The sequence below is a fragment of the Arthrobacter sp. LjRoot14 genome (assembly GCF_964253905.1).
GTDB lineage: Bacteria > Actinomycetota > Actinomycetes > Actinomycetales > Micrococcaceae > Arthrobacter.
Genome location: NZ_CAXURL020000001.1, coordinates 1,808,968 through 1,829,802, shown reverse-complemented (window position 1 = coordinate 1,829,802; position 20,835 = coordinate 1,808,968). Strand labels below are relative to the sequence as shown.

Annotated in this window: 17 protein-coding genes; 7 read left to right on the top strand and 10 right to left on the bottom strand. The window is 65.6% G+C overall.

Translation table 11 applies throughout. The features are described from left to right. Positions 1 to 180: 180 nt before the first annotated feature. On the top strand, positions 181 to 612 hold the full coding sequence (locus tag ACSQ12_RS08245; protein WP_011691469.1) for an OsmC family protein: 432 nt from the start codon (positions 181 to 183) through the stop codon (positions 610 to 612). Between the two features lie 131 nt (positions 613 to 743). Here the strand turns inward: ACSQ12_RS08245 and ACSQ12_RS08240 are convergent, their stop codons facing one another. Then, the gene (locus ACSQ12_RS08240; RefSeq protein WP_436066960.1) at positions 744 to 4,295 is read right to left on the bottom strand and encodes a S41 family peptidase; all 3,552 of its coding nucleotides are present in this window, start codon (positions 4,293 to 4,295) and stop codon (positions 744 to 746) included. A 73-nt stretch (positions 4,296 to 4,368) separates the two neighbouring features. On the opposite strand from ACSQ12_RS08240, the gene ACSQ12_RS08235 reads away from it, so the two are divergent. Then, positions 4,369 to 5,262 carry a TIGR01777 family oxidoreductase gene (locus ACSQ12_RS08235; RefSeq protein WP_436065000.1) on the top strand — a complete coding sequence of 298 codons (894 nt, stop codon included), beginning with the start codon at positions 4,369 to 4,371 and terminating at the stop codon, positions 5,260 to 5,262. Positions 5,263 to 5,274: 12 nt separating this feature from the next. Here ACSQ12_RS08235 and ACSQ12_RS08230 read toward each other — a convergent pair whose 3' ends face one another. After that, positions 5,275 to 6,960, bottom strand: coding sequence for a serine/threonine-protein kinase (locus tag ACSQ12_RS08230; protein WP_436064999.1), 1,686 nt, complete (start codon positions 6,958 to 6,960; stop codon positions 5,275 to 5,277). Positions 6,961 to 7,064: 104 nt separating this feature from the next. Here ACSQ12_RS08230 and lipB point away from each other — a divergent pair, with 104 nt between their 5' ends. From lipB to ACSQ12_RS08210, 4 genes are all read left to right on the top strand, one after another. Continuing rightward, positions 7,065 to 7,742, top strand: a complete 678-nt coding sequence (gene lipB / locus ACSQ12_RS08225) for a lipoyl(octanoyl) transferase LipB (protein WP_436066959.1) — start codon at positions 7,065 to 7,067, stop codon at positions 7,740 to 7,742. Then, positions 7,739 to 8,746 (top strand): lipoyl synthase, encoded by a 1,008-nt coding sequence (lipA, locus tag ACSQ12_RS08220; RefSeq protein ID WP_436064998.1) that lies wholly within the window; start codon positions 7,739 to 7,741, stop codon positions 8,744 to 8,746. The genes lipB and lipA overlap by 4 nt, the downstream gene beginning before the upstream one ends. A gap of 89 nt (positions 8,747 to 8,835) precedes the next feature. Further along, positions 8,836 to 9,600 (top strand): DUF4191 domain-containing protein, encoded by a 765-nt coding sequence (locus ACSQ12_RS08215; protein ID WP_209745935.1) that lies wholly within the window; start codon positions 8,836 to 8,838, stop codon positions 9,598 to 9,600. Positions 9,601 to 9,708: 108 nt separating this feature from the next. Then, the gene (locus ACSQ12_RS08210; RefSeq protein WP_436064997.1) at positions 9,709 to 10,071 is read left to right on the top strand and encodes a DUF3817 domain-containing protein; all 363 of its coding nucleotides are present in this window, start codon (positions 9,709 to 9,711) and stop codon (positions 10,069 to 10,071) included. Between the two features lie 86 nt (positions 10,072 to 10,157). Here the strand turns inward: ACSQ12_RS08210 and ACSQ12_RS08205 are convergent, their stop codons facing one another. Beyond that, a complete protein-coding gene (locus ACSQ12_RS08205) occupies positions 10,158 to 10,595 on the bottom strand; it encodes an RDD family protein (RefSeq protein WP_436064996.1) in 438 nt (145 codons plus the stop codon). Positions 10,596 to 10,908: 313 nt separating this feature from the next. Between ACSQ12_RS08205 and glnA (ACSQ12_RS08200) the strand changes: the two genes are divergently transcribed. Beyond that, a complete protein-coding gene (gene glnA, locus ACSQ12_RS08200) occupies positions 10,909 to 12,333 on the top strand; it encodes a type I glutamate--ammonia ligase (protein WP_209745941.1) in 1,425 nt (474 codons plus the stop codon). A 114-nt stretch (positions 12,334 to 12,447) separates the two neighbouring features. On the opposite strand, the gene ACSQ12_RS08195 is transcribed toward glnA (ACSQ12_RS08200), so the two are convergent. From ACSQ12_RS08195 to glnA (ACSQ12_RS08165), 7 genes are all read right to left on the bottom strand, one after another. Further along, the gene (locus tag ACSQ12_RS08195; RefSeq protein WP_209745943.1) at positions 12,448 to 12,648 is read right to left on the bottom strand and encodes an AsnC family protein; all 201 of its coding nucleotides are present in this window, start codon (positions 12,646 to 12,648) and stop codon (positions 12,448 to 12,450) included. Positions 12,649 to 12,729: 81 nt separating this feature from the next. Beyond that, the gene (locus ACSQ12_RS08190; RefSeq protein ID WP_436064995.1) at positions 12,730 to 13,245 is read right to left on the bottom strand and encodes a GNAT family N-acetyltransferase; all 516 of its coding nucleotides are present in this window, start codon (positions 13,243 to 13,245) and stop codon (positions 12,730 to 12,732) included. A gap of 101 nt (positions 13,246 to 13,346) precedes the next feature. Beyond that, a complete protein-coding gene (locus ACSQ12_RS08185) occupies positions 13,347 to 13,763 on the bottom strand; it encodes a VOC family protein (protein WP_436064994.1) in 417 nt (138 codons plus the stop codon). A 67-nt stretch (positions 13,764 to 13,830) separates the two neighbouring features. Then, entirely contained in the window at positions 13,831 to 14,580 is a 750-nt protein-coding gene (locus ACSQ12_RS08180; RefSeq protein ID WP_436064993.1) for an amino acid ABC transporter ATP-binding protein, read from the bottom strand. Further along, positions 14,577 to 16,025, bottom strand: a complete 1,449-nt coding sequence (locus ACSQ12_RS08175) for an amino acid ABC transporter substrate-binding protein/permease (protein WP_436066958.1) — start codon at positions 16,023 to 16,025, stop codon at positions 14,577 to 14,579. The genes ACSQ12_RS08180 and ACSQ12_RS08175 overlap by 4 nt, the downstream gene beginning before the upstream one ends. Before the next feature lie 189 nt (positions 16,026 to 16,214). Further along, positions 16,215 to 19,226, bottom strand: coding sequence for a bifunctional [glutamine synthetase] adenylyltransferase/[glutamine synthetase]-adenylyl-L-tyrosine phosphorylase (locus ACSQ12_RS08170; RefSeq protein WP_436064992.1), 3,012 nt, complete (start codon positions 19,224 to 19,226; stop codon positions 16,215 to 16,217). A 9-nt stretch (positions 19,227 to 19,235) separates the two neighbouring features. Further along, positions 19,236 to 20,576, bottom strand: coding sequence for a type I glutamate--ammonia ligase (gene glnA, locus ACSQ12_RS08165; RefSeq protein WP_011691452.1), 1,341 nt, complete (start codon positions 20,574 to 20,576; stop codon positions 19,236 to 19,238). Positions 20,577 to 20,835: the final 259 nt, after the last annotated feature.

The window sequence follows — 20,835 nt, the reverse complement described above, 5'->3', positions numbered from 1 at the left end:
GGGGCGTCGCCGTCGTCGTTCCCGCCGGGATCCGACGTCGAACTCCCTGGCGCCGGCGTGAACGGTCATAATCCTCTGACAGCGGACAGCCCGTGCACCGCGGCTCCCGAATCCATAGGATTGGTGCGAAGGTTCGCGCGGAAGCCCGAACCGGATCTGAATCTAAGCTGAGGAGTGGATATGGCAGCAACACGCACCGCGCACACTGTATGGAACGGCGACCTGTTCGAGGGGTCCGGCAACACCACGCTGGACAGCTCCGGACTGGGCACCTACGCCGTCACGTGGAAGGCCCGAGCGGAACAGTCCGAAGGCAAGACCAGCCCCGAAGAGCTGATCGCCGCAGCGCACTCGGCCTGTTTCTCCATGGCGTTCAGCCTGGCGCTCAGCCAGGCCGGCTTCACCGTTGAAGAGGTCCACACCAAGGCCGATGTAACCTTCGTGCCGGGCACCGGCATCACCGGGAGCCACCTGACGGTGAACGCCACCATCCCGGGCATCTCGGAAGAGGAGTTCCAGAAGATCGCCGGGGAAGCCAAGGTCGGCTGCCCTGTCTCAGGTGCACTGGCCAGCATCGACATCACCATGGACGCCACGCTCGCAGCTTCCTAAGCGCAGCCGGAACGCGCCGCTCCCGGAACTTCCGGGCCGCCGCACCGCGAAGGCCCCGCTCCTGCCCTGGTTATCGGGGCGGGAGCGGGGCCTTCGTTTCGTCGGACCTCGGTGGATCAGGGAGGGAGGACCTAGTCCTTGCGGGTGCGGGCCGGCAGGGGCGCCGGCAGCAGCCGCCGGTAGCCTTCACGCAGCGGAGGCCGGTCCGTGGGAAGTTCCTGGATCATTTCCTTGAGCGCACCGATGCCGTACTCCAGCTGGGGGTCCCTGCCGGCTGCGTAGGCATGCGGCGGGAAGGTGACCTCAATGTCCGGCGTGACGCCGTAATTCTCGACGTTCCAGCCTACGCCGCCGCTGAACCAGGTGGCGTAGCGCGGCTGCGTCACACCGGTGCCGTCAGCGAGGGAGAAGCGGTTGTCGATGCCCACCACGCCGCCCCAGGTCCGCGTGCCGATGACCGGCCCGATGCCGCGCAGCTTGGACACCTGCGTGATGATATCCCCGTCCGAGCCGGCAAATTCGTCCGTCAGGATGACCACCGGGCCGCGCGGCGCGTGGTGTGGGTACGTCCGCGGCCTCTCACCGCGGGGCATGCTCCACCCGGTCACCTTGCGGCCAATGAGTTCGGCGACAAGCTGGGACGTGTGCCCTCCCCGGTTGCGCCTGACGTCCACGATCAGCCCGTCCAGTGCCGTCTCGGTATCAAGGTCGCGGTGGAGCTGGGCCCAGCCGTTCGCCATCATGTCCGGGATGTGCAGGTAGCCGTACGTACCTGCCGATGCTTCGCGTACAGTCCTGCGGTTGCCGGCCACCCACTCCTGATAACGCAGGCGTTCCTCGTCCTTGACCGGCACCACAGCAATGCGGCGCTGCCTGCCTGCGGCTTCGCCGTGGGCGGCTCCGTTGCGCAGGGTCAGCTCAACAGCCTTCCCTGCGGCTCCGACCAGCTGCATGGCAGGTGTCAGTCCTTCGGACAGCTCCACGCCGTCAATGGCGAGCAGGATATCCCCCGCCTTTGCGTCTGCGCCGGGCCTGGTCAGGGGTGAGGTTGCCAACGGGTCTGACGACTCCCCCGCCAGGATGCGGGTGATTTCCCAGCCTTTCCCGGTGAAGGCCAGATCAGCACCCAGCCTGCCCTGCCCGTTACTGCCGTTTTCGGTGACGGCTGCCGGACGAACGTAGGCGTGGGATGTCCCCAGTTCGCCGTGCAGCTCCCACAGCAGGTCCACGAGGTCGTCATGCGAGCCGAGCCGGTCCACGATGGGGCGGTACCGGCGGTGCACGGATTCCCAGTCCTGTCCGGCCATGTCCTCGGTCCAGAAGAAGTCACGCTGGAGCCGCCAGGCTTCGTCGAACGCCTGGCCCCACACACTCAGCGGATGCAGGAGCACACGGATGCGGCTGACGTCCACCTTCACCAGTTGGCCTGAATCTTCGTCGCCCTTGGCATCTGCGGGCGACACCCGGATCTGCTTGTCGTGCAGGAAGACAACCTTCCTTCCGTTACCGGACACCCGGTAGCTGTCCAGTGCGTCCACGATGGTGGTCGTCTTGCGCTTTGCCATGTCGAAACGCACCAGGCTGGGGGCGGCATCTTTGTCGTCGGTGCTGGCCCGGCCGTCGCCGGTCACGCCGGCCAGGGCGTTGTCCAGCCACAGCAGCGCTCCGGGCGTGGCCTCGAGCGCAGAGTAGTTGCCTTGGGGAACCGGAACTCCGATCACCCGGTGCGCCAACCCGTCAGCGTCCACCCGGACGTCGGGCACGCCTGAACCTTCGCCGTGTGCGTCGCCGTTGCCGGCGCCGGACCCGGAGGATGCACCGTCCGGTCCGTCCGCGAGGTCAACCGAGGGACCAAACGGCGACGGCGTGTCCGCAGCAAGGGCCACGAGGTAGGGCTTGATGGGGCTGGGGAAGGACAAGTCAAAGGAATGTCCGTCGTACACGGGATCGAAGCTGCGGTTGGACAGGAACGCAATGAATTTGCCATCAGGAGTGAACGACGGCGACGCATCGCGGAAGCGTCCGTCGGTGACGTCCACGATCCGGAATTCCGGATCGTCCACCCTAACGATCCGGAGACGGCTGCGTGACCCGAAGGATGTGACCGGTTCGGACCAGCCGAGCCAGGCCGAGTCCGCGGACCAGCAGAGCCCGTCGATGGTGCCCTCGCCGATGCTGGTGACAAGCTTGATGGTCCCGCTTCGGGTGTCGGCCAGGTAGACGTCGCCGAAAGCGGTCCCAATGGCAAGGGTGCGGCCGTCCGGGCTGGCCTCGATGGCACTGGCCCGGGTGGGCTTGGGGAAATCGATCTTCTGCAGGCGCGACGAACCGGCCCGGCCTGCCTCCACGGCCACGCGTTCCGGCGCACCGCCGGCGACGTCGCTTCCGCCTTCTGCGCTGTGGGGAGCGACCTGCGCAGTGCCGCTTGCATCATGCCCCGGGGCCGCCGGCTGCAGGGAATCATCGCCCGCCGGTGATGCCACGGCAGGGACGTTGGTCCCGGAAGCCGGGACGGGCCTCGGCAGGGACGTTGCGGTTTCCTGCTCCCCGGCCGGCTGGGGGCGCGGGGTCGGCGCCGGCCTGTCACCGGCCACCTGCGGCGCGATTTCGTTGATGTACAGGGCCTCCGCGCCGTCGTGGTCGGCAACGTAGGCAATTCGGCCATCGATGAGCGGCCGCGGCAGGCGGGCACGGACACCGGGAGTGGCCTCCACAACCCGCGAAGGGCCGTCCTTGTGACGGAGCCAGTGAATGGTCCCGTGCGCCTCCACCGCGCTGGAGGAGCCGCTGTGGTCCGGAATCACGCCGCCAAGGTGCCGTGTGGTCTTCAGGAGGGCCGGCCTCCGCCCCTGGGAGGCCGATCCCAGCGAAATGTCGAGCTTGACTGCCTCTGAACCCAGGTCAGGGAGCAGCCAGAGCTCTCCGGCGGATTCGAACACCACCCGCTTGCCGTCCGTGGCGGCGTGGCGTACATAGAAATCTTCGTGATCGGTGTGGCGGCGCAGTCCGGTGCCGTTCGGCAGCACCGAATACAGGTTTCCATAGCCTTCGTGGTCGGAAAGGAAGGCGATCCGCCCGTCCACCCACATGGGGTCGGCGAGGTTGCCGTCCAGTTCCGGGACGAGGCGTTCGAATTCCCCGTTGCCGTCGGCGTCGATCCAGAGCTTTCCGGCGGTTCCGCCGCGGTACCGCTTCCACCAGGCTGGCTCGCGCGAGAGCACACTGGCCACGACCACGGGGCGTTCATCGCCGATCTCCGGCCCGAATGCCACCGATTCGACGGGACCGAACGGGAGTTCCTCCGACCAGCCACCCTCCAGCGGCACACTGTACGCATGCGTATGGCGGCTTTCGGCCTGCCGGAAGGCGCTCGTGACCAGGACATCGCCGGCAGCGGTGAAGCCCTTGACCCGGGTGGAAGCATGGCCGAAGTACGTCAGCTGACGGTACCCTCCGCCGTCGACCTCAGCAGTGACAACCTCAGGCGCTGTCCCCTGCACGACCGTCCACACCAGGCGCTTGCCATCGGGCGTGAAACGCGGGTTGCGGGCCGGCAGCTGAAGGGAGGAAACGCGCCATGCGCGGCCTCCGTCCAGAGGCGCAATCCAGACGTCGTCTTCGGCCACGAAGGTGACCAGATCGCCGTGCAGATGCGGGAAACGAAAGTAGCTCGAGGAGGTCATCGTACGATCATAGTCAAAGTACGTGGGCCGGACGGGAGGTTCCGCCACCGTGCCGGGCATGGTGAGATGGATCATGCGAATCATCATGGCCGGCGCCTCAGGCCTCATCGGAAGCGACATGTCCGCCCATCTGCGTTCGGGTGGCCATGACGTCATCCGGCTGGTGCGCCGGGCACCGGCAGACGCCAACGAATTGCGCTGGGATCCGGCGGCCGGACAGCTTGATCCCGCCCACCTTGAGGGCGCCGACGCCGTAATCAACCTGGCCGGAGCCGGGATCGGAGACCGTCCCTGGACCCGCGGCCGCATTGATGAGCTGTTCCGCTCACGGCTGGACCCCACACGCACCCTCGCAGCCGCAATGGCAAGAACAGAACAGCCGCCAAGGGTCTTCATCAGCCAGTCCGGCTCCAACTATTACGGCGACCGCGGCGCTGCCGTGCTGCGGGAGAACTCTCCTGCCGGATCCGGAATCATGGCCAGGATCTGCCAGGAATGGGAAGCCGCCGCTCATGGAGCGCCCGCAGGCGTCCGTGTCGTCACCCCGCGGACAGGGGTGGTCCTCAGCAGGTCAGGCGGCGCGTTGGGACGCCTGTTGCCGTTGCTTCGGCTCGGTCTTGGCGGACCACTGGGCAACGGCAGGCAATGCTGGCCGTGGATTACGCTGCCGGACGTGTCCTCCGCCTTCAGTTTCCTGCTGACCTCCCCCTTGTCAGGTCCGGTCAACCTCTGTGCCCCCGAAACAGCGGATGTCAATGCACTGGTTGCCCGGCTGGCCGCCGCACTCCACCGGCCCGCCGTCTTCCGGGTGCCCGCGCCGGTGCTGCGGCTGGTCATGGGCAAGCTGGCCGACGAACTCCTGCTGGGGAGCCAGCGCATGGAGCCCGCTCTGTTGGCCGAGGCCGGATTCGAGTGGATGCATCCGTCACTCGCGCAGGCCGCGGCCTGGGCGACCGGCAAGGATTAGCCGCTTTGGCGCTTACGCCGCTGGCAGGATCTCCTGGATTTTCCACCGCCCGCCGGAGCTAACCAGGACCAGGCGAAGCTTCTGCTCCGGACCGGCAGGTTCCACCGCCACGACGTTACCCCCGGAGTCGGTCTCCCGGTATGCCGAGTTGGCCACGGTGATTGCCACCACCGCTCGTGCATCCGAGCCGCCGGGCTCTGCCTCGGCACGTGTCAGGGTGGTGTCGAAGCCCGTCAGGACATGACCGGCATCCCTGAGCCTCCCGCTGATTCCGGCATCGGCAGCGGCCGCCGGGGAGTTGGCCAGATTGACCTCGTCCAGCAGTTCGAATTGCCCTGAGCTCAACGCAGCCGACCGCAGCCCCGCCAGCCCCCGCGCGGCCTGTTCGGGCTGTTGCGATAGCGCCAGCTGCCGGGCATCCGCCGGAGCCGGGCCGGCGGCGGCCTCCGGCAGAACATCCGGTGCCGCTGGTGCCTGAACTGATTCGGGTGGCGCTGCCTGCTGCGGGGCCTGTGGAGGACCGGCCAGGAACCATGCCGTGGCGATTCCCGAACACGCAAGCGCTGCAACCGCGGCACCGATCCACCGCCGGCTTCGCCCTGCGTGACGGCCCGGAGCACGGCCCTTTGGCCCGGGGAGACTGCCCGAGCTGCCCAGGCGCCGGCGCCACGTGCGCAGCTTCGCCGCACGGCGGGCATTGCGTGACGGCGGAACGTTGCGGCGTGTCAGCAACCGGGGAAGCACGGTGGGGTGGACCGACCCGGAAAGGTCCACCGGGGCGGCGTCTGCGCTGCGATAGACAGAGCCGGCGAACTCCAGGGCTGTCGGCCGCTCCCGACGGTCCTCCTTCAAGCCCGCCTCCAATGCGGCGGCGAGGGCCGGCGGTACCCCCGGAACCAGCAGTGATAGCGGCGGACGGCTTTGGCCGTGTTCGGGTGCCTTGCCGGTCAGGCAGTACCAGCCGATCGCCGCCGCCGAATAGACGTCCCGCTCGGGCTGCAGCCCCGCCCGCAGCGCATCGACGGGGGCGGGGTCCACGAAGCCTTCCGTGCCGGCCGGGGCGCAATCCGCGGCGTCGCCCACCATGCGGGTAACGCCAAGGTCCGCCAGCAGGGGCTTGCCGTGGGCCGTAAACAGTATGTTGCCCGGCGCGACATCCGCGTGCATGAAACCTTTGCCGTGCAGGTACCCCAGCGCCTGCGCGAGGGGCGTCAGCACCGTGACGGTTTGGCCCACGCTCAGCGGGCCCCGGCAGCTGACCAGCCGGGCCAGGGATCCCCCGGCTGCATAGTCCATGACCAGCCCCAGGCCGCCGTCCGCTGCGCCTCGGAGCCTAACAACTTCGTGCGCCTTCACCAGATGGTCGTGATCGAGTGCGGAGAGAATCCGCAGCTCACGGCGCACGGCCTGTTCGGTGTCCGGGTCCCCCCTGCCGGGCGCCCCGATGCCGGGCGCGGACCGTGCAAGGTGTTCCGGCGGTTCGAAGCATTTCACCGCAAACTCGCGGAGAGTCAGCTGTTCCCGGACAAGCCACACGCTCGCACTTGCGCCGCGGCCAAGTTCCCGTTCAACCTCGTAGCCGGGAACCTCAGGGGCCGCGCCGGCAGGTCCCCCGCCGGCGGCGTCCGCGGATCCCAGTGCCGGAACCGGCGCCGGACCGTGCTCGCCTGAACCGCCGTCGTCGTCGAATTTCTCCATACCCAAGGAATAGCGGAATCGGCGGAATTCCGCAGAAGTTATCCACAGGCCTCGAAGTGAGAGGTTAAGCACAGAACCCGGCTCCACGGCGGACGGGGTCTAAGCTGGATACCATGACTCTTGAGTTTTCCACGCTGGGTCTTGCTCCGGATTTCGTTGATTACATGAAGGGCTGGGACATCCAGCGCGAACTCCATGACAAAGTCGTCGCAGCTGAGGCACCCAGTACAGTCCTCCTCCTCGAGCATGCCGCCGTATACACTGCCGGCAAGCTCACAGAAGACCACGAACGACCCTTCGACGGGACTCCCGTCGTAGCGGTGGACCGCGGCGGCAAGCTGACCTGGCACGGGCCCGGCCAGCTGATCGCCTATCCGATCCTCAAGCTGAAGAACCGGTCCGGCATCCGTGACTACGTTGAACGGCTTGAATCTGTCATGATCGCCGTCATGGCGGACTACGGCATCAATGCCGAGCGGATCAAGGGCCGTGCCGGCGTCTGGATCAAGGCCGACAGCAAGGGCCCGGACCGCAAGATAGCCGCGATCGGCATCCGGGTCCTGGACGGAGTCACAATGCATGGCATCGCCATCAACTGCAACAATGATCTGGCGCCCTATGCCCAGATCATTGCGTGCGGCATTACAGACGCCGGTGTCACCACAATGTCCATTGAGGCCGGCAGGACCATTACCCCGGGCGATATTGCGGAGCGGGTAGTGGAAGAATTCCGTAAGCACGAAGAAGCACTCGTCTCAAGCCCCGAAGGAGCTCTACTGTGACACTGGCACCAGAAGGCCGGAAGATGCTGCGTATTGAGCAGCGCAATGCGGCTACTCCGGTGGAGCGTAAGCCGGAGTGGATCAAAGCCAAGGTCCAGATGGGCCCGGAGTTCGTCCAGCTCAAGAACCTGGTGAAGAAGGAAGGCCTGCACACCGTCTGTGAAGAAGCAGGCTGCCCGAACATCTTCGAGTGCTGGGAAGACAAGGAAGCCACCTTCCTGATCGGCGGCTCCGAGTGCACCCGGCGCTGTGATTTCTGCCAGATCGATACCGGCAAGCCCTCCCCCGTGGACATGTTCGAACCCACCAAGGTGGCCCGCTCGGTCCAGGCCATGCAGCTGCGCTACGCCACCGTGACCGGCGTGGCCCGTGACGACCTCGCCGACGAGGGCGTCTGGCTCTACGCCGAAACAGTCCGGAAGATCCACGAACTAAACCCGGGCACCGGCGTCGAACTCCTGATCCCGGACTTCTCCGGCAAACCCGAACACATCGCAGCGATCTGCGACTCCAAGCCCGAGGTCTTCGCGCACAACGTCGAAACCGTGCCGCGGATCTTCAAGCGCATCCGCCCCGCCTTCCGGTACGAGCGGTCCCTGGACGTCATCACGCAGGGCCGGAACCTGGGCATGGTCACCAAGTCCAACCTGATCCTGGGCATGGGCGAGACCCGCGAGGAAATCTCCGAAGCCCTCCGGGACCTGCACGACGCCGGCTGCGACCTGATCACCATCACCCAGTACCTGCGCCCCTCCGAACGGCACCTGCCGGTGGACCGCTGGGTCAAGCCGCAGGAATTCGTCGACCTCGCCACCGAAGCAGAGGAAATCGGCTTCCTCGGCGTCATGTCCGGGCCCCTGGTCCGTTCCTCCTACCGTGCCGGCCGCCTGTGGGCCACCGCGATGCGCAAGAAGGGCTGGGAAATCCCGGACGAACTCGCGCACATCGAGTCCTCCGGCAGCACCCGCCAGGAAGCCAGCTCCCTCATCGCAGCACACCACTAGGAGCTTTCGTAACATTTATGCCTGAGGGCCGGCACCGGAGTACTTCGGCGTCCGGCCCTCAGGCATAAATCACGTAGAATTAAGGCACTATGGCGAATTCCCCTGATTCCAGCAAACCGACTCCGGCAGCCTCCGACGCTCCGAAGCGTGGCCTCTTCTCTCGCAAGCCGAAGGAAGCCAAGGTCAAGAAGCCCAGCAGGCTGAAGCAGATCAACGAAGTCTTCCAGATGACGCGCCGTCACGACCCCATGGTGGTCTGGATGATGCTGCTCGCCTTCCTCGGAGTCGTAGCCGTCAGCTTCCTGGTGGGCTTCCTCCTCGAAAACTGGATCACGGGCCTGATCATCGGCATCCCTCTTGGGCTGCTTGCCGCCACCCTCATCCTCTCGCGCCGCGCTGAACGGGCCGCTTTTGCCCAGATCGAAAACCAGCCGGGCGCTTCCGGCGCCGCACTGGGCACGCTGAAGCGCGGATGGATCACCGAGGACCAGCCGGTTGCGGTCAACCCTCGCACCCAGGACGCCGTCTTCCGTGCCATCGGCCGCCCCGGCGTCGTGCTGGTCAGTGAAGGGCCCACCCACCGGGTCCGCCCGCTCGTCGACGCCGAGCGCAAGCGGCTGGCACGCATCCTGCCCAACGTCACCGTCCACGTTATCGAGAGCGGCCGCGGCGAGGGCCAGGTGCCCATCAGCCAGGTCGCCAAGAAGATGAACAAGCTGGACAAGGAACTGACCAAACTCGAGGTCAACGCGGTTTCGAAGCGCATTTCCTCGCTGGGAAACCGCCTCCCCATCCCCAAGGGAATCGACCCCTACAAAGCCCGGCCGGACCGCAAAGCAGCCCGCGGCCGTTAGCAGCACAGGCAACGCCCCGGAAACCGGCCATCTGGCCGGCAACCGGGGCGTTTGCTTTGGGCCATGTGCCAGCCACGCCAAAATGTCGTCAAAAGAAACCGGAGCACCGTGAAACTCCCCTCGAAATCCACCGTCATCCGGGTCTTCCGGGCCCTCGCCGTAGCCGAAGCCTTCAGCTGGGCGGCACTCCTCACCGGAATGTACTTCAAGTGGGTGGCCCGGACCACGGAGCTTGGCGTGGAAATTGCCGGACCGATACACGGCGCCCTCTTCGTCGCCTACGGCGTAGCGGCGCTGGCCCTGTGGCGGCTGCAACGGTGGCCCTTTCCCGTTGCCTTCTTCGCCGGGGTCTCTGCGGTGTTTCCCTTTGCCACGGTCCTGTTCGAGCGCTGGGCAGGCAAGCGGGGCTACCTGACGGCACCGGGCACCGACCGGCGCGCAGCCAGGGAACACGAAACCGCCGGCGTCTGAGCCAAATCCCGGAGTCCGAGCCGAGCCCGCCGGCCTGAGCGTCCATTGCCCGGGCGGCGGGTCCGCCCGCACTGACGCCGGGCCTGCTACATGCGCACCAGGATGGTATTCATCGCTTTATCGTGCAGGCCGCGGTGATCCGGATCGAAAATGACCGCCGGGATCACCAGGCACAGCAGCAAGGTGCGGACCAGCGCGGCCAACGGCCCAGCCGGAGCACCACCCAGGCGCACCACATGAATGCCCAGTAACCGGTGGCCGATGCTGTAGCCAAGAGTGCCGATCAGTAGGATCTGTTCCGCCGCAAAAACCGCCAGCGTTGCCCATGGGTCCCCGCCGAACGCGTAATTGCTGATCACGAGCGCCAGTCCCCAGTCAATGCAGATGGCCAGTATCCTACGACCGGCACGTGCGATGGAACCCCGGCCCGCCTCGGGCAGGCCAAGGCGCTCCCCCGGATATTTCGAAATGCCGGAGGTGTCCGGCCCGCTCAACCAGGAGCCTATGTCTCTGCGATCAACCACAGATCAAGCCTATCGGGTGCACGGCTCCCGCGGTTCATCGGATCTCTCACCGGAACTCCCGTGAACTTTCGGGAGAAGTTCACTCTATGGATGCGGATGGACCACAGTGTGGACACCGTATAGCGTTTACATATCAGGCGGTTCTGTAACCTGCCGGAAACATAGCGGACATGGCCGGGAAATCCCGTGTCCCTAGGGTGGTAACAGTTGCTAGCGAGCTAGGAGCGGGGACACTTTTGTGTTTTCGCGCCGTCGGATTGCGCTGGACCACATGGCTTTCCAGCCAGTTATTACTTATGCGTAAGGAGCATAGATGTTTAAGACTGCGGACGAGGTCCTCAAGTTCATCAAGGACGAAGATATTAAGTTTGTCGATATCCGCTTCACCGACCTTCCTGGCGTGCAGCAGCACTTCAACGTGCCGGCTAAGAGCGTTGATGCAGACTTCTTCATCAATGGCCAGCTCTTCGACGGTTCGTCCATCCGCGGCTTCCAGGGCATCGCCGAGTCCGACATGCAGCTCATCCCGGACGTCACCACGGCGTTCCTGGACACGTTCCGCATGGAGAAGACGCTCGCTTTGAACTTCTCCATCGTGAACCCCCGCACCGGTGACCCTTACCACCGCGACCCCCGCGGCGTGGCAGAGAAGGCTGAGGCCTACCTCGCGTCCACCGGCATCGCCGACACCGCGTTCTTCGCGCCTGAAGCCGAGTTCTTCGTCTTCGACAACGTCCAGTACCAGTCCTCGCCGCAGGGCAGCTTCTACAAGATCGACTCCGAAGAAGCACACTGGAACACCGGCCGCGAAGAAGAAGGCGGAAACCTGGGCTACAAGACCCCCGTCAAGGGCGGTTACTTCCCGGTCTCCCCCACCGACAAGCAGGCTGACCTGCGCGACGCCATGTGTGTTGCGCTGGACGAAGCCGGCCTTGAGGTCGAGCGCAGCCACCACGAAGTCGGCTCCGCCGGCCAGGCTGAGATCAACTACAAGTTCACCACGCTGACCCACGCGGCGGATGACCTGCAGAAGTTCAAGTACGTCATCAAGAACACCGCCGACGCCTGGGGCAAGTCGGTCACCTTCATGCCGAAGCCCGTCTTCGGTGACAACGGCTCGGGCATGCACTGCCACCAGTCGCTGTGGAACGGTGGCGAGCCGCTGTTCTACGACGAAAAGGGCTATGCCGGTCTCTCCGACATGGCACGCTGGTACATCGGCGGCCTGCTGAAGCACTCCTCCGCCGTCCTCGCTTTCACCAACCCGACGGTCAACTCGTACCGCCGCCTGGTCAAGGGCTTCGAAGCTCCGGTCAACATGGTTTACTCGCAGGGCAACCGCTCCGCCGGTATCCGCATCCCGATCACGGGCTCCAACCCGAAGGCCAAGCGCATCGAGTTCCGCGCTCCGGACCCCTCCTCCAACCCGTACCTGGCGTTCGCTGCCCAGCTGATGGCCGGCATTGACGGTATCCGCAACCGCATCGAACCGCCGGCTCCCATCGACAAGGACCTCTACGAGCTCCCCGCCGAAGAAGCCAAGGACATCCCCAAGGCTCCGGGCACCCTCGAGGAAGCCCTGGAAGCCCTGGCCGAGGACAACGAGTTCCTCCAGGCCGGCGGCGTGTTCACCCAGGACCTGATCGACACCTGGATCGAGTACAAGTACGAGAACGAGATCCGTCCGCTCTCCCTGCGCCCGAACCCGTACGAGTTCGAGCTCTACTACGGCGTCTAGTCGACACCGGCTGTCCGCCAGCGGATCGCACGACGACGGCCCCCACCTTCTGGTGGGGGCCGTCTTCCTTTTAACACGCCGGCCGCTAAGGCGTTGCCGGCTTCGAATACCGGTTCAGCGCTTGCCGTACTTCTTATGGACAGCCTGCTTGGTGACGCCGAGGCACACGGCGATAGCCTCCCAGGAAAGCCCTGCCTGACGGGCGCGGAGCACAGCTTCCGTTTCGGTGCGCGCCAGCTCCTTGTGGAGCTCCGCGACGGTGTACAACGCCTCCGCCGGACCCTTGCCATCCATTGAACCGATTAGCGTCTTCATGACCCACCTCCTTCGTCAACCTTAGTTGACGAAGAGTCGGGCGTCAATCAAAGTTGACAAGAGGGGGAAGCCGGCGGCGACTCAGAAGGCCCGGTACATGGTCCGCTGCGGCCCGGCGTTGCCGCCAAAGTACTGCCCGCGGTCCTCGAAACCGGCTTTGCGGTAAGCCGCCTGGCCCGCGGGATTGCGCTCGTTCACGGAAAGGACGACGCCGGCCTCTCCCCCGCCCAGCCGGGCTGTCAGTTTAGCGGCCTCCCGGACCGCTGCAGAGGCGGCAAGGGTGCCCAGTCCCTGGCCTTGGCGGCGGCGGTCGATGAGGAATCCGCGCAGCAACCACACTGACTCGTCATCGGCCCAACCGGCGAGCGATGCCGCGCCGCGCTGCAGCGTCAGCACACCAACTGCCGTACCGCCGGAGTCCACCACATAGGGAACGCGCGAATCCTCTTCCAGTGCCACGAGCATCATGCGCAGCGGATCGCCGGCGAAGTCCTGCTGCTCGGCGGCGAGCTCCAGTTCCGCGATTTCGCCGAGCTTGACTGCCCTAGCGTCGTCGTCGAGGTTTTTCAGGGCGATGAGCCACACGTCTTCAGGCATGCAAGAAGCGTACCCAACCCGCCCGCAGTAACCGCCCCGGGCGGTCCGCCCCGGTCCCGGCCAGCCGCGCCGCCAGCCGGAACCGACGGTCGGGTCAGGGGTCAGGCCACCGGGTCCTGGGGTGCCCCGGCGGGGTCCATCCAGAAGACCTCCCACAGGTGGCCGTCCGGGTCCTGGAAGCTGTGCGTGTACATAAAGCCGTAATCCTGGGCCTCTTCGGACGGGGTGCCGCCCGCAGTGAGCGCTGACCTGACCAGCTCGTCCACGGCCTCCCGGCTGTCCACAGAGAAGGACACAATGGCCTCCGTGGCGCTACGGGCGTCGGCAACGGGCTTAGAGGTGAATGTCTTGAAGTAGCCCTCCACCAGCAGCATCACGAAGGCGTTGTCGTTGATGATCATGGACGTGGCGTTCTCGTCCGTGAAGTCAGGGTTGAAGGAAAAACCCAGCGCGGTGAAGAATTCCACGCTTTTGTCGAGGTCCTTGACGGGGAGGTTCAGGAACAATTGCTTGGCCATGGGCTCCAAAATAGCACCGTGGTCCAGGCATGTCAGCCCCGGAACGCTCCCCGCCGGGCCTCCCGAATTACAGCACCTTGGAAAGGAAATCCCGGGTGCGCTGCTGCTGGGGGTTCCCGAAGAGCTCCTCGGGGCGTCCCTGCTCGCAGATGACCCCGTCAGCCATGAACAGCACGCGGTCGGCCACTTCCCGGGCAAAGCCCATCTCGTGGGTGACCAGCACCATCGTCATGCCCTCGCGGGCGAGGTCCTTGATGACCTGCAGGACCTCGCCCACCATCTCCGGATCGAGTGCGGACGTTGCCTCGTCGAAGAGCATGATGTCAGGGTTCATGGCCAGCGCCCGGGCGATGGCGACGCGCTGCTTCTGTCCGCCGGAAAGCGACGCCGGCCGGGCCTCGGCCTTCTCGGCGAGGCCGACGCGGTCCAGGAGCTTCAGTGCGTTGGCCCTGGCCTCGTCCTTGCCCTGCTTCCTGGACTCCACCGGTGCCAGCATGATGTTCTCGATCACGGACATGTGCGGGAACAGGTTGAAGTGCTGGAAGACCATGCCGATGTGCCGGCGGACCTCGTTGATATCCACCTTGGGGTCCGTCACGTCGAAGCCGTCCACGGTGACGTGGCCGCCGGTGATGTCCTCCAGCTTGTTCAGGCAGCGCAGGAAGGTGGACTTCCCCGAGCCGGACGGTCCGATCACGCAGACCACCTCGCCTTCGGCGACCTCGGCGTTGATGCCTTTGAGCACCTGGTTGGAACCGAAGGACTTCGTCAGTTCCCTAACGGAGATCTTGCTGGGTGCAGTAAGTGCCGTGCTCATTTGTTGAACCTCTTATCCGCGACGTTGGCCAGTTTGGTCAGCAGCATGATGACCACGAAGTACAGGACCGCGACAATCAGCAGGGTTTCGGTGATCCGGAAGTTCCCTGCGTAGATCTGCTGGCCCTGGTAGAGCAGTTCGGCGAAACCGATGGCGAGCAGTAGCGAGCTGTCCTTGAGCATGATGATCAGCTGGTTGATCAGGGAGGGCGTCATGATCTTGAACGCCTGCGGGACCACTACTTTTTGCATGGACTTGGCGTATCCGAGGCCCAGGCTGCGGCTGGCTTCGAGCTGGCCCGGGTCCACCGACTGGATGGAGCCGCGGACGATTTCGGTGATGTAGGCGCCGGCGTTGAGGCTGAGCGTCAGCACGCCGGCCACCCAGATATCAATGGGCTGGCCGGTCAGCTGGGGAATGCCGAAATAGAAGAAGAAGGCCCAGACCAGCAGCGGGGTACCTCGGAAGATGCTGACGAAGGTGGTGGCGATCCCGCGCAGCACCACGCTGGTGGAGATCTTCAGGAACCCCATGAAGAGGCCGATCAGCATGGCCAGGGCGAAGGAAATCGCGGTGACCAGGACGGTGTTGCCGAGGCCCTTCATCAGTGCCGGGAAGCTGTTGACCAGCAGGTCCCAGAAGCTGGACTCGGCCGCCTGTGTGGGGTCCTTGAGGTACTTGTCCAGGATCTCCTGGTACTTCCCGCTGGACTTCAGCTCCGCCAACCCGGTGTTGAACGCTTGCAGCAGTTCGGGGTTCTGGCCCTTATTCACGGCAAAACCGTAGGAGCCGCCCTTTTCCTTCTCGGACACGGCCTTGAGGCCGTTGTTCTGGCTGATGCCGTAGGCCAGGACCGGATAGTCATCGAAAACGGCGACGGCGTTCCCTGACTTTACGAGCTCGTACATGGTGGCGGACTGGTCCAGGGCTTTGACCGTAAAGCCGTACTGGCCGGCGATCGACGTGGCGAACGTTTCGCCCTCACTGCCGGTCTTGGCGGTGACCGTCTTGCCTTTGAGGTCTTCGTATCCCTTGATGTCCGTGTTGGACTTGGCAACGGCCATCTGCACGCCCGACTCGAAGTAGGGGTCGGAGAAGTCGTAGATCTGCTTGCGGGGCTCCGTGATGGACATCCCGGCGATGACGCCGTCCACCTGGTTGGAGGACAGCGCCTGCAGGGCCGCATTGAAGCCGAGCGACTTGATCTCGACGGCGAAACCCTGGTTCTTGGCGATCTCGCGGATGATGTCCATGTCGATGCCGGTCAGTTCACCGCCGGCGTCGCGGAATTCGAACGGAGCGAACGTGGTGTCCGTACCGATGACGAAGGTCTTTCCGGAAAGGCTCGACGGCGCGGCCGCCGGGTGCGCTGAACCGGCGGCCATCGCTGTGGCTGCCGGTGCGTCCGCCGGCGCCGCGGCGGCGCCGGCGGCACCGAAGAGCATCGCGGCCAGGGCCAGCAAGGCTCCGATGACTGTGGCCGTCCGAGGCCTGGCGGCCTTGGTCTGCTGGAGTCCGGGCAAGTTGATACAACTCCTAGGTAAATGCGGCAACCGGTCCCGAAGACCGGCAAAGTACCCCTCGAGGCTACCCGCATTTCCCCATCAGACCGGAGAAGCCTGCCTCACTGACGTTTACTGGCCATAAAACACACGGTCAAAAACCGCACGGGCCTGCCTGCTGATCCGCAGGTAGTCCTCTTCGAGCGCCGCAGCGTTGCCTGGCTGGTAGCCGCACCAGCGGGCAACGGCTTCCAGGTCCCTGCGGGAGGAGGGCAGCAGGTCGGAGGCGCGCCCGGTCCAAATCACGTTGGCCGACCTGATGCGGCTGGCCAGCCGCCAGGCTTTGAGCAGCAGTTCGGCCTCGTCCGGTTCAAGGAATCCCAGGGAGGCCGCCGCTTCCAGCGCCGGCACAGTGGAGGTGGTCCGCAGTTCCGGGTGCTGGCCCGCATGTTGCAGCTGCAGCAGTTGCACGAGCCACTCGACATCGCTCAGGCCGCCGCGGCCCAGCTTGAGGTGCCGGGCGGGATCCGCGCCCCGGGGCAGCCGTTCTGCTTCGACCCTGGCTTTGACGCGGCGGATTTCCCGCACGTCCTTCTCCGAGAGTTCCGCCGGATAGCGGACGGGGTCGATCAGCTGTACGAAGTCCGCGGCAAGGTCGTCGTCACCTGCGATGGGCAGTGCACGCAGCAGTGCCTGGGCTTCCCAGACCAGCGACCACCGGCGGTAGTACTCCGCATACGAGTCCAAGGAACGGACCATGGCGCCGCTCTTGCCTTCGGGCCGCAGGTCGGCATCCACCATCAGCACCCGCTCGGCCAGGATGGCGGGCTTGAGCGGCTGGGTCAGCAGATTCGAAATATGGCCCACGATCTGGGCGGCCTGGTTCTGCGCCTCTTCCTCGGAGACCCCCGGCAGTCCGCGGTGGACGTACATGACATCCGCATCCGAGCCATACCCGATTTCACGGCCGCCCTGCCGCCCCATAGCCACCACCAGGACGCGTGTCTTGAGGGGACCCGACGCGGCCACGATTCCCTCGGCCACCCGCAGGGCTCCCAGTACCGCTGCGCGGTCCGTGTCCGCCAGGGCGGCGCCCACCTGGTCCTGGTCCAGCAGGCCGGCGCTGTCCGCAATGGCAACCCTAAGGATCTCCCTGCGCCGGATCAGCCGGATAAGCCGCATGGCGCTTTCCGGATCCTCATGCCGCGACATTTTCGACGTGATTTCCAGCCACTGGGCTTCAAATTCCAGCGGGGCAAGGTCCTTGTCGGTCCCCAGCCAGGCGACCGATTCCGGGGAGACCTCCAGGAGGTCGGCCATCAGCCTGGAGTTGGAGAGCACATGGCACAGCCGCTCGGCGGCGGCCGTCGAGTCCCGCAGCATCCCCAGATACCAGTGCGTTGTTCCCAGCGCCTCGCTGACGCGGCGGAAACCCAGCAGCCCGGCGTCGGGGTCCACACCGTCGGCGAGCCACCCGAGCAGGATGGGCAGGAGCTGGCGCTGCAGGGCCGCGCGCCGGCTGACGCCGGCGGTGAGGGCCTCAATATGCCGCATGGCGCCCCGCGGGTCCAGGTAGCCGAGGGCGGCCAGGCGGCCCTGGGCGGCCTCCGGCGTCAGCCGGGCTTCTTCACTGCTCAGCTTGGCGGCGGTGTTCAGCAGCGGGCGGTAAAAAATGCGCTCGTGCAGTTCACGGACAGAGCGTTTGGTTTTCTGCCAGGCGGCCAGCAGGGCATCGGGGTGCGGGCGTTCACGGGCGAACGGGCCGAGCACGGCCTTCGCGAGGGCGCGGAGGGCATCTTCCCGCACCGGCATCAGGTGGGTGCGGCGCAGCTGGAAGAGCTGGATCCGGTGCTCCAGGAGCCGCAGATAACGGTAGGCGTGGTCGAATTCGGCGGCGTCCGTCCGTCCGATGTAGCCGCCGGCGGAGAGGGCGGCGATGGCGGAGGTGGTATCCCGGTGACGAAGGGATTCGTCGGCCTTGCCGTGCACCAGCTGCAGCAATTGAACCGTGAATTCGACATCGCGCAGGCCGCCACGGCCCAGTTTGATCTGGCGCTGCTCCTCATCCGCCGGGATGTTGTCCGTGACCCGCCGGCGCATGGCCTGTACGGATTCCACAAAGCCTTCCCTGTTTGCCGAACCCCAGATCAGCGGGAGCACCGCAGCCTCGTACTGTGCGCCCAGTTCCGAGTCCCCGGCAATGGTCCGCGCTTTAAGGAGCGCCTGGAACTCCCAGCTCTCGGCCCACCGGGCGTAGTAGCTCTGATGGGACGCCAGGGTCCGCACCAGTGGCCCGGACTTGCCCTCGGGCCGCAGGTTGGCATCCACTTCCCAGAGGCCGGGCTCCCGGCCAATGGACATGATGGCCCTCGAGATCCCGGTGGCGAGGGCGGTGCCAATGGTGTTGGCGCGGGCGTCGTCGAGTCCGTCAGCCTCGATCACGTAGATGACGTCGACGTCGGAAATGTAGTTGAGTTCGCGGGCACCGCACTTCCCCATGCCGATGACGGCAAGCCCGACGTCGGCAACCTCCGCCGCGTCGAACTGCTCGCCTGCTTCGGCCCGGGACACTGCCAGGGCCGCTTCAATGGCCGCACCGGCGAGGTCCGCAAGCTCGGCCCCTGCGGCGGGCATAAAGTCCAGCGGATCGGCGGCACACAGATCCTTGACCGCCAGGTCCACCACGCCCCTGCGGTACGCCGTGCGCAGCGCCACATAGGCCTCGGGACCGGACAAGCCGGCCACCGGCCGGCGCGCCTTCGGGTCGGCCTGCACGGACCGCAGAAGCCGCGACCTCAACTCCCCGGCATCTGCCGCGACCGGCTCCGGGCTCGCGACCACGTCGAAGGCGTCAAGGTGCTCCGGATGGCGGATCAGAAATTCACCCAGGGCCTCGGAGGCGCCCAGGACCCGGTAGAGCGGCTCGCTCGTGTCGATGTCCGCGGCAGCGAGCTTCCGAAGGTCGGGATGCTTCTCGATCAGCCGCACCAGCGACTGCAGAGCGGTGTCGGGGTTGGCGGCCAGGTGGAAGCCCGCGAACAGTGCCTCCTGGTCGATCCCCTCCAGTTCCCGGGCAGCCAGGAACCGCTCCCCCTTTTCCAGGTCACTGAAACCGGCGGAGATCAGGCGACGGGCAAGGCTCACCGCTGCCCCCTACAGGATGCCGAGATTACGCTGCAGCTCGTAGGGCGTCACCTGGAGACGGTAGTCCTGCCATTCGGCGCGCTTGTTGCGCAGGAAGTACTCGAAGACCTGCTCGCCAAGGATCTGCGGCATGAGTTCCGAATCCTCCATGGCCCTGATCGCGTCATGCAGGCTGGCAGGCAGCGGATCGTGTCCCATGGCCCGGCGCTCGGCCGAGCTCAGCGACCAGATATCATCCTCGGCGGCTGCAGGAATCTCGTAGCCCTCTTCGATGCCCTTGAGACCAGCACCCAGCAGCACCGCGTAGGCGAGGTAGGGGTTGGCCGCAGAATCGATGCCGCGGTATTCAATGCGTGCGGACTGGCCCTTGCCCGGCTTGTACAGCGGGACGCGCACCAGCGCGGAACGGTTGTTGTGGCCCCAGCTCAGGTAACTCGGCGCTTCGCCGCCGCCCCACAGCCGCTTGTACGAGTTCACGAACTGGTTGGTCACGGCCGTGAATTCGGGGGCGTGCTTGAGGATGCCCGCGATGAACTGTTTGGCCGTCTTGGAGAGCTGGAATTCGGCACCCGCTTCGTAGAAGGCGTTGGTGTCGCCCTCGAACAGCGAGAAGTGCGTGTGCATGCCCGAACCCGGGTGGGCTGTGAACGGCTTGGGCATGAAGGTGGCGTAGGTGCCCTGCTGCAGTGCCACTTCCTTGATAACGGTGCGGAAGGTCATGATGTTGTCCGCAGTCTGCAGGGCATCCGCGTAACGCAGATCGATCTCGTTCTGGCCCGGACCGGCTTCGTGGTGGCTGAACTCGACGGAGATCCCTACGGATTCGAGCATGGTGACGGCGGTGCGGCGGAAATCCTGTGCGACGCCGCCGGGGACGTGGTCGAAGTAGCCGCCCTCGTCGACGGGGACGGGCGAACCATCCGGGCCAGGCTCCTGCGATTTCAGCAGGTAGAACTCAATCTCGGGGTGGGTGTAGCAGGTGAAGCCCATGTCGGCCGCTTTGGCGAGGGTGCGCTTCAGGACGTTACGGGGGTCCGCCGCGGAGGGTTCGCCGTCGGGGGTCAGAATGTCGCAGTACATGCGCGACGTCTGTTCGGTCTCCCCGCGCCACGGCAGGATCTGGAACGTGGAGGGGTCCGGCTGCGCCAGCATGTCCGATTCGAACACCCGGGCCAAGCCCTCGATCGCAGAACCGTCGAAGCCCAGGCCTTCTTCGAAGGCACCCTCGACTTCGGCGGGGGCAAGCGCAACAGACTTGAGTGAACCCACGACATCCGTGAACCACAGACGCACGAACCGTACATCTCGCTCTTCGATCGTCCGCAGGACAAACTCTTGCTGGCGGTCCATTATGGCCTCTTCTCCGGATCAACATTTTGATGCCCCGGGTCCGTATTCCATAGAGCCGGCGGCAGCTCACGATTCACTTTACTAAGCATTCCCGCCGAATGTTGGAGCCGGACCTCCGCGTAACACAGCGTTAACACGCACAGCGACACTCCGCACCGGGCTCAGGGGACGGGACCGGCCTTCGGGGGACGTCGCTTTGTGACGCGATTCACCGGAACGTGCGGACCGTCCGGTAGCTAGGACGCACAGTACCGCATTA